This is a genomic window from Telluria mixta (assembly GCF_029223865.1).
In the GTDB taxonomy this organism is placed as follows: domain Bacteria; phylum Pseudomonadota; class Gammaproteobacteria; order Burkholderiales; family Burkholderiaceae_D; genus Telluria; species Telluria mixta.
Genome location: NZ_CP119520.1, coordinates 5,579,969 through 5,595,903, shown reverse-complemented (window position 1 = coordinate 5,595,903; position 15,935 = coordinate 5,579,969). Strand labels below are relative to the sequence as shown.

The 15,935-nt window shown below is 66.3% G+C and carries 16 protein-coding genes; 8 read left to right on the top strand and 8 right to left on the bottom strand.

Annotated features, from left to right (window positions below; all coding sequences use genetic code 11):
- Positions 1 to 31 precede the first annotated feature (31 nt).
- Both P0M04_RS24705 and P0M04_RS24700 read left to right on the top strand, forming a co-directional pair.
- The gene (locus P0M04_RS24705; protein WP_259452171.1) at positions 32 to 658 is read left to right on the top strand and encodes an OmpA family protein; all 627 of its coding nucleotides are present in this window, start codon (positions 32 to 34) and stop codon (positions 656 to 658) included.
- Between the two features lie 28 nt (positions 659 to 686).
- Positions 687 to 1,739 carry a YsnF/AvaK domain-containing protein gene (locus P0M04_RS24700; RefSeq protein ID WP_259452170.1) on the top strand — a complete coding sequence of 351 codons (1,053 nt, stop codon included), beginning with the start codon at positions 687 to 689 and terminating at the stop codon, positions 1,737 to 1,739.
- Between the two features lie 36 nt (positions 1,740 to 1,775).
- Here the strand turns inward: P0M04_RS24700 and P0M04_RS24695 are convergent, their stop codons facing one another.
- The gene (locus P0M04_RS24695) at positions 1,776 to 2,261 is read right to left on the bottom strand and encodes an Lrp/AsnC ligand binding domain-containing protein (protein WP_105376963.1); all 486 of its coding nucleotides are present in this window, start codon (positions 2,259 to 2,261) and stop codon (positions 1,776 to 1,778) included.
- A gap of 106 nt (positions 2,262 to 2,367) precedes the next feature.
- Here P0M04_RS24695 and P0M04_RS24690 point away from each other — a divergent pair, with 106 nt between their 5' ends.
- Positions 2,368 to 3,660, top strand: a complete 1,293-nt coding sequence (locus tag P0M04_RS24690; RefSeq protein ID WP_259452169.1) for a D-amino acid dehydrogenase — start codon at positions 2,368 to 2,370, stop codon at positions 3,658 to 3,660.
- On the top strand, positions 3,657 to 4,787 hold the full coding sequence (gene alr / locus P0M04_RS24685) for an alanine racemase (RefSeq protein WP_259452168.1): 1,131 nt from the start codon (positions 3,657 to 3,659) through the stop codon (positions 4,785 to 4,787). The genes P0M04_RS24690 and alr overlap by 4 nt, the downstream gene beginning before the upstream one ends.
- Here the strand turns inward: alr and P0M04_RS24680 are convergent.
- The 4 genes from P0M04_RS24680 to P0M04_RS24665 all read right to left on the bottom strand — a co-directional run bounded on the left by P0M04_RS24680 (position 4,772) and on the right by P0M04_RS24665 (position 7,889).
- The gene (locus P0M04_RS24680) at positions 4,772 to 5,173 is read right to left on the bottom strand and encodes a YybH family protein (protein WP_259452167.1); all 402 of its coding nucleotides are present in this window, start codon (positions 5,171 to 5,173) and stop codon (positions 4,772 to 4,774) included. The two genes, alr and P0M04_RS24680, sit on opposite strands and share 16 nt — an antisense overlap.
- A 152-nt stretch (positions 5,174 to 5,325) precedes the next feature.
- Positions 5,326 to 6,369 (bottom strand): glycoside hydrolase family 62 protein, encoded by a 1,044-nt coding sequence (locus tag P0M04_RS24675; RefSeq protein WP_281042095.1) that lies wholly within the window; start codon positions 6,367 to 6,369, stop codon positions 5,326 to 5,328.
- Between the two features lie 86 nt (positions 6,370 to 6,455).
- Positions 6,456 to 7,055, bottom strand: coding sequence for a 2-hydroxychromene-2-carboxylate isomerase (locus P0M04_RS24670; RefSeq protein ID WP_259452165.1), 600 nt, complete (start codon positions 7,053 to 7,055; stop codon positions 6,456 to 6,458).
- Between the two features lie 12 nt (positions 7,056 to 7,067).
- Positions 7,068 to 7,889 carry a CmcJ/NvfI family oxidoreductase gene (locus P0M04_RS24665; RefSeq protein ID WP_259452164.1) on the bottom strand — a complete coding sequence of 274 codons (822 nt, stop codon included), beginning with the start codon at positions 7,887 to 7,889 and terminating at the stop codon, positions 7,068 to 7,070.
- A gap of 115 nt (positions 7,890 to 8,004) precedes the next feature.
- On the opposite strand from P0M04_RS24665, the gene P0M04_RS24660 reads away from it, so the two are divergent.
- On the top strand, positions 8,005 to 8,967 hold the full coding sequence (locus P0M04_RS24660) for a LysR substrate-binding domain-containing protein (protein ID WP_259452163.1): 963 nt from the start codon (positions 8,005 to 8,007) through the stop codon (positions 8,965 to 8,967).
- A gap of 17 nt (positions 8,968 to 8,984) precedes the next feature.
- Positions 8,985 to 9,215, top strand: coding sequence for a hypothetical protein (locus tag P0M04_RS24655; protein WP_259452162.1), 231 nt, complete (start codon positions 8,985 to 8,987; stop codon positions 9,213 to 9,215).
- On the opposite strand, the gene nhaR is transcribed toward P0M04_RS24655, so the two are convergent.
- Positions 9,205 to 10,107: a transcriptional activator NhaR gene (gene nhaR, locus P0M04_RS24650; RefSeq protein ID WP_259452161.1), complete on the bottom strand. Its 903-nt coding sequence runs from the start codon at positions 10,105 to 10,107 to the stop codon at positions 9,205 to 9,207. The two genes, P0M04_RS24655 and nhaR, sit on opposite strands and share 11 nt — an antisense overlap.
- Positions 10,108 to 10,216: 109 nt before the next feature.
- Here nhaR and P0M04_RS24645 point away from each other — a divergent pair, with 109 nt between their 5' ends.
- Positions 10,217 to 11,188: a TerC family protein gene (locus P0M04_RS24645; protein WP_281042094.1), complete on the top strand. Its 972-nt coding sequence runs from the start codon at positions 10,217 to 10,219 to the stop codon at positions 11,186 to 11,188.
- A gap of 13 nt (positions 11,189 to 11,201) precedes the next feature.
- Entirely contained in the window at positions 11,202 to 11,546 is a 345-nt protein-coding gene (locus P0M04_RS24640) for a TerB family tellurite resistance protein (protein WP_281042093.1), read from the top strand.
- A 56-nt stretch (positions 11,547 to 11,602) separates the two neighbouring features.
- Here P0M04_RS24640 and P0M04_RS24635 read toward each other — a convergent pair whose 3' ends face one another.
- Entirely contained in the window at positions 11,603 to 12,748 is a 1,146-nt protein-coding gene (locus tag P0M04_RS24635; protein ID WP_259452159.1) for an efflux RND transporter periplasmic adaptor subunit, read from the bottom strand.
- Complete coding sequence (locus P0M04_RS24630) at positions 12,738 to 15,923, bottom strand: efflux RND transporter permease subunit (protein ID WP_259452307.1); 3,186 nt, start codon at positions 15,921 to 15,923, stop codon at positions 12,738 to 12,740. Before P0M04_RS24630 ends, P0M04_RS24635 begins: the two co-directional genes overlap by 11 nt.
- Between the last annotated feature and the right edge of the window lie 12 nt (positions 15,924 to 15,935).

Here is a 15,935-nt window from a genome sequence, read left to right as displayed (position 1 = left end):
CATACCTACAACGGAATAAGGAGAAGGCATCATGGCAAATCCGGATCATCGCGGCGACGGCGCACCGCCACGGGACGTTCACGTCGGCCCGGCTACAAAAAAGACGGGCTGGCTGCCCTGGTTACTGCTCGCGCTGGGCGTTCTTGCTCTGCTGTTTGGGCTGACACGTTGCAACCGCAACAATGAGGCCGCCCGTGTTGCAGCGGGCTCCACCGCCGCACCCGCCACCGTCCCCGTCACCCCGACGACGACGACGACGCCCCTCCCCGTGACGTCGACCGTCGGTACCTATCTTGGCGGTACCGAAGCATTGCCCCGCACCTTCGTGTTCGAAAAGCTGAATTTCGATACCAACAAGAGCGACATCCGTGCGGCGGACCGCGACGAGGTGAACGCGCTGGCAGCCACCCTGAAGCAGTATCCGAATGCGCGCATCCGCATCGTCGGTTATGCCGATGCACGCGGCACGGCTCCCGCCAACGCCACGCTCGGCAACGAACGTGCGGAGAGCGTGAAGGCGGCACTCGTGGCCGAAGGTATTGCCGCTACCCGCCTGGAGACGGCATCCGGCGGCGAGTCGAATCCCGTCGACACCAACGCCACCCAGAGCGGCCGCTTCGAGAACCGTCGCACCGAGCTGATCGTGCTCCAGCGCTGATCCCAACAGACACAGAAAGGAATATCCCATGTCACGGACTATCACAGCATTGTTCGATACGCGGGCCGATGCCGAGGCCGGCCGCCAGCGTCTGCTCGACGCGAATATCGATATGGACAACGTCAATATCTACGACAAGTCGTCGATCGGCGAGACCGGCTACTCGTCGCCCGCGGCGCCCGGCATGTGGGCGTCGATCAAGAACGCGTTCTTGCCCGAGGAGGACCGCCACGTGTACGAGGAAGGCGTGCGCCGTGGCGGCCTGCTGCTGGTCGCCGACGTCGATGACGACGAGGTCGACGAGGCGGTCCGCGCCCTCGAGGACGGCCATCTCGGGAGCGTCGATATCGACGAGCGCGCCAACCAGTGGAAATCGGAAGGCTGGGTGCCGCCAGTGACGGGCGCCGCCGGCGCGGCCACGGTCGCGGCCGCCGACCGCGATGCGCCGGCCGCGGGGACCACGGGCGGCGAAGCGCACGTCCCCGTCGTCGAGGAACAGCTCATCGTCGGCAAGCGCGAAGTCGAGCGCGGCGGCGTGCGCGTGCGCTCCTACATGACGGAGCAACCGGTGCACGAGCAGATCCGCCTGCGCGAGGAACGCGTGAATGTCGAGCGCCATGCGGTCGACCGTCCGGCCGACGCCGACGCACTGCGTGAACAGGCGATCGAGGTGCGTGCCACCGGCGAGGAGGCGGTCGTGCAGAAGACCGCCCGCGTCGTCGAGGAAGTCCTGGTCGGCAAGGAAGTCACCCAGCGTCAGGAAAACGTGAGCGACACCGTGCGCCACACCGAAGTGCAGGTCGAGCGGCTGGGCGGTTCGGCGCAAGCCGACGACACCTACTATCGCACGCACTACGCCAGCACCTACGGCGCCGCGGGCGGCAGCTACGACGATTATGCGCCGGCGTACAGCTACGGCACGCAGATGCGCAGCGACGCGCGCTACCAGGGCCGCCAATGGGACGACGTCGAACCGGACCTGCGCACCGATTGGGAAAGCAGCCATGGCAGCGCCGCCGGCTCGACCTGGGAAAAGGTGAAGGCCGCCGTCCGGCACGGCTGGGATAAAGTCACCCGCTGAGGCTGACCGTTCGACGGGACGTGCCGGCACGTCCCGTCAACGCGCGATCGACACCGCGAGCGTCTCCTTGACCTCTTCCATCACGACATAACTCTTCGACTGGCCGCCATCCGCCACGTGCAGGATCTCGCCCAGCAATCGCCGGTATTCCGTCATCTCCGGAATGCGCGCCTTGATCAGGTAATCGAAGTCCCCGGACACGAGGTGGCATTCCATCACCTCGGGAATCGCCAGCATCGCGCGGCGGAAGCGTTCGAACGCCTGCTCCGACTTCTGGCGCAGCGTGATCTCCACGAACACGAGGATCTGCAGCCCCAGCGCCCGCGGCGCCACGCGGGCATGGTAGCCGGCGATGACGCCGTCGCGCTCCATGCGTTTCACACGCTCGATGCAGGGCGTCAGCGACAGGCCCACGCGCTCCGCCAGGTCCTTCATCACGATGCGGCCGTCGTCCTGCAGGATGGACAAGATGTGCAGGTCGATGCGGTCCAGCACACGGTTCGAGTCTTTTTGCACGCGCATGATTTATCACTAAAAAGTTAATTGCAAACCGAAACAATTATCGCATTACGACTACTACAATAAAAACATTTTCTGATTCTAGAATAACAGAGACACAAGGAAAGCTATGCGCGTCATCGTACTCGGCAGCGGCGTGGTCGGCGTGACCACCGCTTATTACCTGGCCAAGGCCGGCCACGACGTCACCGTGATCGACCGTCAACCGGGTCCGGCCCTGGAAACCAGCTTCGCCAACGCCGGCCAGATCTCGCCGGGCTACGCATCGCCGTGGGCGGCGCCGGGCATTCCGCTGAAGGCGTTCAAATGGCTGTTCCAGCGCCACGCGCCGCTGGCGATCCAGCCGGACGGCTCCCTGTTCCAGCTTCAGTGGATGTGGGAGATGTATAAGAACTGCGACGCCGACCGCTACGCCGTCAACAAGGAGCGTATGGTACGCCTCGCCGAGTACAGCCGCGATTGCATCCGTTCGCTCCGTGCCGAAACGGGTATCGCCTACGAAGGCCGCCAGCAAGGCACCCTGCAGCTGTTCCGCACGCAGGCGCAGTTCGACGGCGCCGCCAAGGACATCGAGGTGCTGAAGGAAGCCGGCGTGGCGTTCGAAGTTCTCGGCCGCGAGCAGCTCGCGCAGGCCGAGCCGGCACTGGGCAACGTGCGCAATAAACTGGTCGGCGGCTTGCGCCTGCCGAACGACGAGACGGGCGACTGCCAGCTGTTCACGACGCGTCTCGCGCAGATGGCGCGCGAGCTCGGCGTGCGCTTCCAGTTCGACACGGCGATCGAACGCCTCGACATCGCCAATGGCCACGTCGTCGGCGTACAAACGGACAAGGGCCGCGTGACGGCCGACCGCTACGTGCTGGCACTGGGAAGCTATTCGCGCCTGCTCCTGCAGGACCAGTTCCGCGTGCCCGTCTACCCGCTCAAGGGCTATTCGATCACGGTGCCGATCGTCGATGCGGCGAAAGCACCGGCCTCCACGATCCTCGACGAGACTTATAAAATCGCCGTGACCCGCTTCGACGACCGGATCCGCGTGGGCGGCATGGCGGAGATCGCGGGCTACAGCAAGGTGCTGAATCCGCGCCGGCGCGAGACGCTGGAACTCGTCGTCAACGACCTGTTCCCGGGCGGCGGCGACGTCGCGCGCGCCACGTTCTGGACGGGCCTGCGCCCGATGACGCCGGACAGCACCCCGATCGTCGGCGCCACGCCGCTGAAGAACCTGTTCCTCAACACCGGCCACGGCACGCTGGGATGGACGATGGCATGCGGCTCGGCCAGCGTCATCGCCGACCTGGTGAGCGGCAAGGTCCCGGCCATCCACGCCGACGACCTGGCCGTGTTCCGCTATGCCGGCACCCGCACCGCACCCGTGCGCGCGGAGCTGGCCAAGGCATGAACGCGGTCGCCCATCCCTCGCACGTCGCGAACGCTTCCCGCGCCGGCGCGCTCCTGACCATCGACCTGGACGCCATCGCGGCGAACTACCGCCTGCTGGTGGAACGCGCGGGCGGCGCCGTCGTCGCCGGCGTCATGAAGGCCGACGCCTATGGTCTCGGCATGGTGCGCGTCGCGCCCGCGCTCGTGCACGCGGGCTGCCGCGTGTTCTTCACGGCCCACGTCGACGAAGGCATCCACCTGCGCGACATCGTCCCGCCCGACAGCACCATCTACGTCCTGCATGGACCGCCGCCCGGCACGGCCGCCGACTTCCTCGAACACGGCCTGACGCCGGTGCTGAACGACCCCGGCCAGGTGCGCGAATGGAGCGCCCTGTGCGAACGCCTCGGCCGCCGCCTTTCCGCCGCGGTGCAGGTCGACAGCGGCATGTCGCGCATGGGCCTGTCGCCCGCGGACCTCGATGCGCTGGGCGATCCGCCCAACTGGCTCGCTGCATTCGAGCCGGTCCTCCTGATGAGCCACCTGGCCTGCGCGGACGTGCCGGATCATCCGATGAACGAGCGCCAGCGCCGGCGCTTCGACGCCATCCGCGCGCAATTCCCGGCGATGCCCGCGAGCCTCGCGAATTCGTCGGCCGTCTTCCTCGGCCCCGATTTTCACTACGACCTCGCGCGTCCGGGCGCCGCGCTGTACGGCATCAATCCGCAGCCGGGTCATGCGAACCCGCTGCGCCAGGCCGTGTCGCTGGACGCGCGCATCGTGCAGGTACGGACGATCGAGGCCGGCGATGCCGTCGGCTACGGGGCCCGCTACGTGGCGGACGGCACGCGCCGTATCGCCACCATCGCCATCGGCTATGCGGACGGCTGGCAGCGCGCCCTGTCCGGCCGGGGTTGCGCATACATCGACGGCGTGCGCGTGCCGATTGCCGGTACGGTGTCGATGGACAGCATCACGCTGGACGTCACCGGCATGCCGGAAGCCCGTCTGCAGCCGGGCATGACCGTCGAGCTGCTTGGGCCGCATCAGCATGTCGACGTCGTCGCGGCGGAAGCCGGGACGATCGGCTACGAAGTGCTGACGCGGATGGGCAACCGGTTCGACCGGCGTTATCTGGGTGGGTAATCCAGCAACGCCGTGCCGTACGAATTGTCGACGGTGCACACCCAGTGCCCGTCGGTCTCCCGCCGGAACACATAGGTCGCGCGCCGCGTGACGCTCACCTTGTCCCCCGCCTCCACGTAGTCCAGCGTGGATTCCATGATGACGAGGGCGGTATTCCCGCCTTCGATCACCTCCATCCGTCCCTGCCCGACGACAAGACTGTGCTGCACGTAGTCGGCGATCCGCACGAACGCCGCGCGGATGTTCTCCTTGCCGGAAACGTTCAGCCCGGGCTTGACGACGAGCGTCGCATCGTCCGCATAAAAATCCATCAGCGCATTGAAATCTTCCGCCGTGATGGCGGCATCGGCGGCGCGGATCAGTCGTTCGAGGGGATGGGGTGCCATGAAGTCTCCTTGGGTTGGGCCATGGAGACTGGTTGTGGTGCGAACCCGCCTCCAGGCGGGTCGCAAAGCAAGCGCTAACCCACCATCCGGATGATGGTGGTAATAATCGCTTGACGGGTGAAATGGGTGCGGTGCATGAGGAAATAGTAGCACTACCGGCGGCAGAGCGCGCTCACCGGATTGTCGCCCTTCGCCGTGATGACACCCAGGCGATACGGCAGCTTGATGTAGTCATCCACACGCACGGCCGGGTCATTGCCCTGGAAAAGGTATTCGAGCGGCCGGCACGGATCGATCGTCATCGTCTGGTCGGCATTCGTCCGTATCATTTCACCGTGCGAGATCCCTTCCGACCAAAGGCGTTCGACGTTATCGCTGCCGGCGAACGTGTTCATGGGCGCGGAAGAGAACGGCTCCCATTTTCCGTCCAGGCGATCGCTCTTCCAGATCCGGAAATAGCGTCCTTTCGGAGACATTGCCTCCACCAGGGTAATGTACGTATCCGAATTCGCAATCCGGTAGGTATTGCTCGCCTCAAACAAGTCTTCCGTTTTTTCGCTGAGGACGGCGACCGTATTGCGGAAGCCGTTCGGGAACTGGCTCAGATCCGTTTCGGACCGGAGCAGGCGGCCATGGTCGTCGGTATTGAACAGATAGCATTTTTTATCGTCGCAGATGACCCAGAAATCCAGCCAGCCGTGGCCCTGCGGTTCCTTGATGATGTCGGGAACCACCGGGAAGAACGGCTTCGGCGCGCTCCAGGACATCGGATCGCCGATATCGTCCGACGTCGAATACAGCGGATCGCCCCCCTGGTAGACGAGATACCACTTCTTCTGCGGCGCAAAATAGAAGACCTGCGGCGCAGCGCGATAACCCGGCCCCATCGGGGACTTGTCGAGCGGGACGATGGGCGCGGACGCGGCATCTTCCCATTTGTCGAAGCTGGTGTACGCGAGTCCCCAGCCTTTCGAGCCGGCCGTCGTCATGAACACGTGATACTTGCCGTTCACGTGGACGATCGAAGGATCTTTCACGCCATGGATGGTCTGGTCCGGAACCGGCTGGGGCGAGATCAGGGGCGCACTCGATGTCCAGTGAAACGTGCCCTTGACAGGCTCCGTGGCGCACCCTGCCAGGGCAGTCGCGATGGTTGCTGCGAGAATGCACTTCCCAACTTTCATGAACTTCCTCATATCCGGCACGTGAACGATCTGGCCTGTATTCTATCGATTCAACGGTCTCGAAAAGGCATCATTTTCCCGAATCAGAGTAATGAATTTCACCGGCCGGCGAGCGCCAGCGCATCCTCGAGCCGATCGTTCCCCCAAAACATCTCGTCGCCAACGAAGAAAGTGGGCGCGCCGAAGATACCGCGCGACTGGGCAGCGGCGGTCCGCGCACGTAATCCGGCTTTGCACGCGTCGCCCCGCGCAGCCGCGACGATCGGGTCACTGTCCACGCCAAGTCCGGCCAGAATGGCGCGGATGACCGCCTCGTCCCCGATCTCCCGGTCGTCCGCGAAGTTCGCCAGCATGACCTGTTCGCAGAAATCGAACTCCCACGCCGCGCCCTCCCCGTGCAGCGCGACGCGCGCCGCCAGCAACCCGTTGCGCGGAAAGACGGAAGGCTGCCGCCAGCGCAAGCCGTATTTCGCACACTGCCGCTCCATGTCGCGCCACACATAGCGCCCCTTGGCGGCCTGCAGCACGAACGGCGACGTCTCCCACCCCTGCGCCTTGAAGATCGGCCCGAGGAGGAACGGTTTCAGTACCACCCGCACACCCGCGTCGGCCGCGAGACGCCGGATGCGCTGGGTACGCATTATGCTCAGGTAGCTGTAGTTACTGCCGAAGTCGAACCAGAATTCGATCGTATTCATGCACGGTTCCTGTCAGTCGAAGGTGAGAAGGCAGCGGATCTCGATGCTCTCGCGCGGCGGCGTGCCGGGCGGCGTGTCCGGATGCGCGAACGCGGCGTGCGGCGTAAAGCATGACATGCCGTCCTGGGAATCGTACTGCTTGAACACCAGCACCTCGTCGAACTGCATGGCGTGATAATACGTCCACGCGTGGGCCGGGTTATGCAGCACTTCGAAGATTTCGCCGGTACGGGTCGGATAGACGATATCCGCGGCCACGAGGTCCGACGCCGCCACGGTACGCGCGTCGCATACGGCCAGCGGCGCGTCCAGCACCGGCAGCCCCGTCGAGCGCCAGAGATTGACGATGGCATGGCGCGAGACCGACCGGATCCCGTGCGCCTCCATCTCGATCGCCAGCCTGCGCTGCGCCGACGCCGGCGTGAAATCGCAGTGCACGCGAGTGGCCGTGCCGGGACGCTGGCCGTTGCGCGCGCCGAACGGCGTAGGAGTCTCCGGATCGCGCCGGCGCACGAGATGATCGAACACGATGGCGTGGCGCGCGCCGGAGACGGCGCGTGCAAGCTCCTCCATCTCGCGATAGTACACGCGCTGGATGGCGTCGCGCTCGCCGAACGAACGCATCGCGCTCGGTGCGCTGCACAACTGGAAGCCCTCGCGGTCGAGCGCGGGCGCATCGGCCTTGCCGCGTCCGTCAATGATGGTCACAGGCGTCGACGCGTAACAGCCGGTGTCCCACGTATGCCCGCCGGGCGGCGCGAGCATGTAGGTGACGGGTTTGTGTTCTGCGCTTTGCAGATACTGGAGTGTCGCACTGACGGGTGTCGGTTGCATGCTGGTCCTTTGAATGAATGCCGTAGAACCTTCATTACAAGCCGTCGTCGGCCGCCGTTCAAACGTTTAAAATGACCGGGTCGCATGCCGCATCGGCATGCGAGGGAGCCGCCATATGCCGCACCGATTGATCGACCTGCCGCCGCTCGACCTGCTGCGCACCTTCGTCGCGGTGGGCCGCCGCATGAGCATCACGCTGGCCGCGCAAGACTTGTGCATCGTGCAGTCCGCCGTGAGCCGCCAGATCCAGGCGCTGGAGGCGGCGCTCGGTTGCCGCCTGTTCGTGCGCGCATACCGCAGCATCGAGTTCACGCCGGAAGGCCGGCACCTGTTCCGGAATGCCGATCCGATGCTGGAACAGCTGGGGTCCGTGATCGGCACGCTGCGCCCGCCCGCCGAGCGGCCGTGCATCACGATCACGGCCACGATCGGCGTCACGGCGCTGTGGCTGCTGCCGCGGCTGGGCGCCTTCCAGCGCGGCGCACCCGACGTCGACGTCCGCGTCGCCGCCACCAACCGCGTGATGGACCTGGAGCGCGACGGCATGGACCTCGCGCTGCGCTATTGCCCCGACGCGGCGGCGCCGGCAGATGCGGTACGCCTGTTCAGCGAGGTCCTCGTGCCCGTGGCGCACCCGTCGCTGGGCGTGAGGGCCATCGAGGATCCGGCCCAGCTGCGCCGGCACGTGCTGATCGACTACGACGATCCTTCGCGGCCCGGGCTCCAGTGGAAGCACTGGTTGCGGGGCGCCGGGCACAAGGCAGCGGCGACGGGGAATGGACGCCTGCTGTTCAACCAGTACGACCAGGTGGTGCAGGCAGCACTGGCCGGGCAAGGCGTCGCGCTCGGCCGCCTGGCGCTGGTCGGGAACCTGCTCGCGGACGGCAAGCTCGCGCTGGCCACGGCGCGGCCGCCCGTGACGACCGATCACGGCTACTGGCTGCTGGAGCGCCCCGGTGCCGGCAGCCGCGCATTGTCGGCGGTGCGGGACTGGATTCTCGCGGAGGCCGCGGCGACAAATCGACGACAGATTTCGGACGATATCGCGCCTATATTGTCTGGACCAACAACCAGATAAAAAAAGGATTACCAGGCATGATGAAACCACTCCTGATCGCCGCCGCCGCGGCTTGCGTCCTGGCAGGTTGCGCCGAAACGCCGACCAACGACGGCCAGCAACTCTCGCGCGAAGACCGCGAGGCACCGACGGGCAGCATGCTGCCGCGCCGTCACACGACCGGCAACGCCCAGGTCATCAACAAGGACCAGATCGACACGAACCAGATCCTGAACCCGGGCGCCACCCAGCCGCACATCAAGCCCTGAACAGCGTGTCCCGCGCGAGCGCGCCAATCGCGACCGTGGCGGGATGGCTCAGGCGCCGCTCGGTCGTGATCGCGTAGACCTGCTCGACCACGGCACCGACGGTACCGATCTCGACGACCTGGTACTGGTCGCACACCTGCGCCGCGATGACCGTCGGCGCAAAGAACACACCGGCTCCCGACTGGCCGAACGCCTGCATCATGGCGCTGTCGTCGAACTCCCCGATCACGCGCACGTGGATGTCGTCGCGCTCCAGCCATTGCAGCAGACGGCCCTGGATCGCGACATCCTCGCCGGGGAACAGGACAGGCGCATCGTCCAGGCACCCCGGGAAATCCGGCCCCAGCCGCGCCGCCAGGTCCGCGGTGGCAAACGCCGTCATCGAACTTTCCCCCAGCAGGTGGTTATAGGCGCGCACGCTGAAGTGTGCGGGGATCGGCCTGTCGGCGATGACGAGGTCGAGGCGGTGGACGGCGAGATCGGCCAGGAGGTTGTCCAGACGGCCTTCGCGGCACACCAGCCTGACCGGCTCCTCCAGCTTGAGCGCCGGCTCCACGAGCCTGCACGCGATGAGTTTCGAGACCGAATCCGCGCACCCGACCCGGAACGGCTGCGGCGTCGCGAACTGGCTGTTCCGCACGAGTTCCAGCAGCTCATCCCCGGCCGTGAAGATCTGTTCGGCCGAGCGGGCAATGCGACGGCCGGCCTCGGTCAGCTCGAGGTTGCGGCCGGCGCGCCGGAACAGCTGCACGCCCAGCGTGGCTGCGAACTCGGACAGCTGCCCCGAGATCGCATGCGGCGTCAGGTGCAGTTGCGCGGCGGCCGTCGCGATGCTGCCAGTCTTTGCCACCATCCAGAAATAGCGCAGATGCTTGTAGTTGAGTGAACTCATGGCGTGCCAATGCATCGAAAAAACCGATGAATGATGAAAGATAACACGATTAGTACGATCTTTAACGTGCGTCTATAGTGAGCTCATTCAACGACAACCCGGAGCAATCATGAACGGAATCGAGACCATCGCAAGCGGCCCGATGTGGGCCGGCTTCGTCGGGTTCGTGCTGGTGATGCTGGCGCTGGACCTGTTCGTGTTCGGCGGCAACAAAGCGCACAAGGTCGGCGTGAAGGAAGCGGGACTGTGGTCCATCGCCTGGGTCAGCATGGCCCTGCTGTTCAACGGCGGCCTGTGGTGGTACCTGAAAACCACGGTGGGCGCGGACGTCGCCGACCAGAAGGCGCTCGAATTCCTGTCCGGCTACCTGATCGAAAAAGCGCTCTCGGTCGACAACATCTTCGTGTTCCTGATGATCTTCACGGCCTTCCAGGTGCCCCAGCAATACCAGCGCCGGGTGCTGGTCTACGGTGTCCTCGGCGCCATCGTCATGCGTGCCGTCATGATCGGCGCCGGCGCGTGGGTCGTCAGTGAATTCAGCTGGGTGCTGTACGTGTTCGGCGCCTTCCTGCTGCTGACGGGCATGCGCATGCTGGTCGCGGCCGACAAGGAACCGGACGTGGCGCACAGCCCGATCCTGCGCTTCGCCCGCAAGCACCTGCGGGTCACTGACGGCGACCATGGCGAGAAGTTCTTTGTGATCGCGAACGGGATCCGCTACGTGACGCCGCTGTTCATGGTCCTGATGCTGATCGAAGCGACGGACCTGATCTTCGCGGTGGATTCGATCCCGGCCATCTTCGCCATCACGACGGACCCGTTCATCGTCTTCACGTCCAACCTGTTCGCGATCCTGGGTCTGCGTGCCCTGTACTTCCTGCTGGTGGACATGGCGGACCGCTTCCACCTGCTCAAGTACGGCCTGGCGATGGTCCTGACCTTCATCGGCACGAAGATGCTGATCATGCCCTGGTATCACATGCCGGTCCAGGCCTCGCTGACCGTCGTCGCCGTGCTCATTGCCGGCAGCTGTATCGCCAGCCTCTACGTCGCGCGCAAGCAAGACACTCATCATTCTTAAAGGAGAACCAACGATGCGCTCATACCCGAAAAACAGTCCCCGCGCCGCCGGCCGCCTGCTGGCCCTGACGATGATCGTGGACGGCAACGTCGCCCTCAGCGAGCTGAAAGCGGTCTACCGGTCGCGGATCCTGGACCACATCGCGCTGGACGACGACGAGTTCGACACGGTCCTGCACGAGTTGTGCAACGACCTGCTGGCCACGGCGCACCATGGCACCGTCCAGGTGGACACGGCCACGATCGACGCCTTCCTCGACGACGTCGAGTCGCCCGAACTGCGCCGCAACCTGCTGGGGCGATGTGGCGCCTCGCGGATGCCGACGGCTGGCTGGCGGATGCCGAAGCCGTCGTTCTGAACCGGGCCGCGATCCGCTGGGGTGCCGAGTCGGGCTTCGTCACCCACTGACCAGAGTCAGCCAGCTTTCGCTACCCGCACCTGGTCGCCGTCGCCGATGCCGTCCGGCGGGCTGTCGATGATGCGGTCGGCGCGCGTCACGCCCTCGAGCTGGATGGCGTTGCCGAGATCGCGCGCGATCGTCACGGACTTGATGTGCACGCGGTTGGCGGCATCGACCGTCGCCACGCGCGTGCCGTTCTTCCCGAGAATCAGGGCGCCCGGCGGCACGAGCACGGCGTCGCGCGCGGCCGGCAGGTCGAAGCGGACGTTCGCGTACGCGCCCGGCAGCAGTTCGCCGCCGGCGTTGTCCACCGCGAGCTGCACGAGCATCGCGCCCGTGCCCGCGTTGATGGCCTGCGCCAGCGATTGCACGGTCGCCTTGTAGGCGCGGCCCGGCCGCTCCGGCACGTTCAGCACGGCGCTGCTGCCCGGATGAATGAGCGCAACCTGGCGCTGCGGCACCTGCACGTAGACGCGCAGCTTGCGCAGGTCGGAGACGACGAACAACTCGCTGCCGCTCGTACCGCTTGCACCCGAATTCACGAGTGCGCCGACGTCGATGTTACGGGCCGTGACGACGCCGTCGAACGGCGCGACGAGGCGCGTGTAGCGCTTCAGGGCCTGCTGGCGTTCCACGTTGGCGGTCAGCGCCTGCACATTGGCCTGCTTCGCCACGAAATCGTTCTGCTTCTCGTCCGCTTCCTGCTTCGACACGGCGTTCTGCGCGACCAGCGATTGCCAGCGCTGCGCGGTGCTTTCCGCGAGGCCGAGCGCCGTGCGCGCGACCGCGAGCTGGGCCTGGGCCTGGCGCAGGTCCTGGTCGAGGTCCGGCGTCTCGATCACGGCCAGCACCTGCCCGGATTTCACGGGCGCGCCGATGTCGACGTTCCACCGGCCCACGTAGCCGCCGACGCGGGCATAGATCGGTGCGCGCGACCACGCCTCGATGCGGGCCGGAAGTTCGAGCGGCGCGTTCGGCGCATCCTTCCACGCGACCAGGTTCACGCTGCGCACGGCATTGTCGGCGGCGGCCGACTGCAATGCCACCGCCTGCGAGTGGCGGGTCATCAAGCCGCCGGTGACGATGGCGCCGGCACCGAGGACGCACACGACGGCCACGATGGCGGAACGGTTGCGCGGGGTGTGGGGCTTAGTTTGCATGGGCGGGTACTCTGGAATGAGGGACGGCGCGGCGCGCAGGCCGGCCGTGCACGAGGCTGAAGACGACGGGGACGAAGACGAGCGTGGCGACCGTGGAGAACAGCAGGCCGCCGATCACGGCGCGGCCCAGCGGGGCGTTCTGCTCGCCGCCCTCGCCCAGGCCCAGCGCCATCGGCAGCATGCCGATGATCATGGCCAGCGCCGTCATCAGGACGGGACGGAAGCGCACGAAGCCCGCTTCCAGCGCGGCCGCGGCGGCGTCCCCGAGTTCATCGAGGCGTTCGCGCGCGAAGCTGATCACGAGGACGCTGTTCGCCGTGGCCACGCCCATGCACATGATGGCGCCCGTGAGCGCGGGCACGGACAGTGTCGTGTGCGTGGCGAACAGCATCCACACGATGCCGGCCAGCGCGGCCGGCAGCGCCGACACGATCACGGCCGGATCGAGCCACGACTGGAAGTTGATCACGATGAGCAGGTAAATGAGACCCACGGCGCCGAGAAGACCGAACAGCAGGCCGGAAAACGCGCGCTCCATGGTGCGCACCTGCCCCAGCATCTCGACCGACGCGCCCTTCGGCACGTCCGCCTTCGTTTCGGCGATGACCTTGCGGATGTCGGCGGCGACGGCGCCCAGGTCGCGGTCCTGCGTGGCCGCGTGAATCTGCACCATCGGCTGCACGTCGTACTGGCTGATCAGGGCGCTGCCGCTGGTGCGCTGGACCCTGGCCAGTGCACCCAGGGTTGCCGCGTTGGCGCTGGCGCCGTTGCCGACCGGGAGATTCGACAGCGCCGCCAGCGAATCGAGCTGCGCCTGCGGGGTCTGCATCACGATCGGGTAGCTCACGCCGTTCTGCGGATTCAGCCAGTACGTGGGCGCCACTTGGCTGCTGCCCGCGAGGTTGACCACGAGGCTGTTGGTGACGTCGCGCGTCGTCAGGCCGAGGAGCTGCGCCTGCGTGCGGTCGACGTCGACGTTGAACACGGGCGCGCGGTTGCTCTGCTGGATGCGGGCATCGGCCACGCCGGGGATCGCGCGGATCCGCTTCAGCAGTTGTTGCGCATAGGCGTAGTCGGCGTCGAGGTCGCGGCCGCGCACCTGCACGTCGATCGGCGCCGGCGAGCCGAAATTCAGGATCTGGCTGACGATGTCGGCCGGCGGGAACGAGAACGTGGTGTCGGGGAATGCGCGCGGCAGCACGGTGCGCAGCTTGCGCACATAGTCCGCCGTCGGCGCGTGCTCTTCGCCCAGCGCGATCTGGAAGTCGCCGTCCTGCGAACCCATCGTGCCCGTGTTGTTGTACGTGGTGTTGATGCTCGACGACGGCAGGCCGATGTTGTCGACCATCGTCGTGATCTGGCGGCCGGGGATGACGGTGCGGATCGTCTTCTCGATCTGCGCGAACCGCAGCGCCGTTTCCTCGACGCGGGTACCCACCGGGACGCGCGCGTGGATCAGCACCTGGCCGGAATCGACCGCGGGGAAGAAATTCGAGCCGAGGAACGGCACGAGCGCGAACGACAGCAGCACGACGGCCATGAAGCCCGGCAGGAACGCCTTGCGGCGCGCGATCGAGCGTTCGAGGATGCCGTGATAGCCCTGGCGCAGGCGCTCGAAGCGGGCTTCGAAGCCGCGCTGGAAGCGCTGGAACGCATTGCCGCCCGTCGCGTGCGCGTGCGCCGCATGGGTGTCGTGCGCGCGTAGCAGCCAGTTGGCCATCGTCGGCACGAGCGTCCGCGACAGGATGAACGAGCACACGAGCGCGAAGATCACGGCCTTCGCCATCGGCACGAACAGGAAGCGCGCCACGCCTTCGAGGAAGAACATCGGAATGAACACGATGCAGATGCACAGCAGCGACACGAGGGCCGGCGCCACGATCTGCCGGGCGCCGTCGAGGATCGCCGGTTCCACGGCCTTGCCCTGCTCCAGGTGCCAGTTGATGTTCTCGATGGTGACCGTCGCGTCGTCGACGAGGATGCCGACGGCCAGCGCCAGGCCGCCGAGGGTCATCAGGTTCAGCGTCTCGCCGGTGGCGGCCAAGGCGATGATCGAGCCGAGGATCGACAGCGGGATCGACACGGCGATGATGACGGTCGAGCGCCAGCTGCCGAGGAACAGCAGGATCATCACGCTCGTGAGCGCGGCGGCGATGGCGCCCTCCATGGCCACGCCCTTGATCGCGGCGCGAACGAACACCGACTGGTCGTTGATGGCGGCGACCTTCAGGTTGTCGGGCAGCGCCGCCTTCATCGCATCCAGCCTCGCGCGCACGCCGTCGACGATGGCGAGCGTGGACGCGGTGCCGTTCTTGAGGATCGACATCAGCACGGAACGGCCGCCGTCCACGTGCACGATGTTCGTCTGCGGCGCGTTGCCGTCATGGACGTCGGCCACGTCGCGCAACAGGATCGCCGTCCCGTTCACGATTTTCACCGGGATGCGGCCCAGATCCTCGATGGCGGACGGCGCGCTGTTCAACTGGATCGTGTAGTCGAGCGCGTCGATTTTCTGGTTGCCGACCGGCGTCAGGATGTTCTGCGCCGCCAGCGCGCTGGCGATGTCCTGCGCCGAGAGGCCGCGCGCCTGCAACGCGTCCGGCTTCACGTCGATCTGCACCTGCCGCTGCTTGCCGCCGTACGGCAGCGGGATCGCGGCGCCCGGCACCGTCACGAGCGGCGTGCGCAGCGTGTTCATGCCGAGGTCGAACAGCTGCTGTTCCGACAGGCCCGCGCCGGACAGCGCCAGCTGCAGGATCGGCACGGTGGCCGCGTTGTAGTTGAGGATCAGCGGCGGCGTGATCCCGGCCGGCATCTGGCGCAGCGCCGACTGCGCGATCGCCGTCACCTGCGCGTTCGCGACCGCGATGTCCACGCCCGGCTGGAAGAAAATCTTGACGATGCTGATGCCGGGAAAGGTGTTCGCTTCGATGTGTTCGATGTCGTTGACGGTCGTCGTCAGCGAACGCTGGAACAGTGTCGACACCCGGCCCGACATCTGGTCCGGCGGCAGGCCCGTGTACTGCCACGCGACGGCGATCACAGGCATCTTGATGTCGGGGAAGATGTCCGTGGGCGTGCGCATGGCGGCCAGCGGCCCGATGATGAGCAGCGTGAGCGCCAGCACGACGAAAGTATAGGGGCGCCGCAGCGCGATGCGGACCAGGTCAAGCAGCATGTAACGACT

Excerpts from the sequence above, each read along its gene's own strand:
- P0M04_RS24705 (WP_259452171.1), top strand. The coding sequence starts at position 32 with ATGGCAAATCCGGATCATCGCGGCGACGGCGCACCGCCACGGGACGTT.
- P0M04_RS24700 (WP_259452170.1), top strand. The coding sequence starts at position 687 with ATGTCACGGACTATCACAGCATTGTTCGATACGCGGGCCGATGCCGAG.
- P0M04_RS24695 (WP_105376963.1), bottom strand. The coding sequence starts at position 2,261 with ATGCGCGTGCAAAAAGACTCGAACCGTGTGCTGGACCGCATCGACCTG.
- P0M04_RS24690 (WP_259452169.1), top strand. The coding sequence starts at position 2,368 with ATGCGCGTCATCGTACTCGGCAGCGGCGTGGTCGGCGTGACCACCGCT.
- alr (WP_259452168.1), top strand. The coding sequence starts at position 3,657 with ATGAACGCGGTCGCCCATCCCTCGCACGTCGCGAACGCTTCCCGCGCC.
- P0M04_RS24680 (WP_259452167.1), bottom strand. The coding sequence starts at position 5,173 with ATGGCACCCCATCCCCTCGAACGACTGATCCGCGCCGCCGATGCCGCC.
- P0M04_RS24675 (WP_281042095.1), bottom strand. The coding sequence starts at position 6,369 with ATGAGGAAGTTCATGAAAGTTGGGAAGTGCATTCTCGCAGCAACCATC.
- P0M04_RS24670 (WP_259452165.1), bottom strand. The coding sequence starts at position 7,055 with ATGAATACGATCGAATTCTGGTTCGACTTCGGCAGTAACTACAGCTAC.
- P0M04_RS24665 (WP_259452164.1), bottom strand. The coding sequence starts at position 7,889 with ATGCAACCGACACCCGTCAGTGCGACACTCCAGTATCTGCAAAGCGCA.
- P0M04_RS24660 (WP_259452163.1), top strand. The coding sequence starts at position 8,005 with ATGCCGCACCGATTGATCGACCTGCCGCCGCTCGACCTGCTGCGCACC.
- P0M04_RS24655 (WP_259452162.1), top strand. The coding sequence starts at position 8,985 with ATGATGAAACCACTCCTGATCGCCGCCGCCGCGGCTTGCGTCCTGGCA.
- nhaR (WP_259452161.1), bottom strand. The coding sequence starts at position 10,107 with ATGAGTTCACTCAACTACAAGCATCTGCGCTATTTCTGGATGGTGGCA.
- P0M04_RS24645 (WP_281042094.1), top strand. The coding sequence starts at position 10,217 with ATGAACGGAATCGAGACCATCGCAAGCGGCCCGATGTGGGCCGGCTTC.
- P0M04_RS24640 (WP_281042093.1), top strand. The coding sequence starts at position 11,202 with ATGCGCTCATACCCGAAAAACAGTCCCCGCGCCGCCGGCCGCCTGCTG.
- P0M04_RS24635 (WP_259452159.1), bottom strand. The coding sequence starts at position 12,748 with ATGCAAACTAAGCCCCACACCCCGCGCAACCGTTCCGCCATCGTGGCC.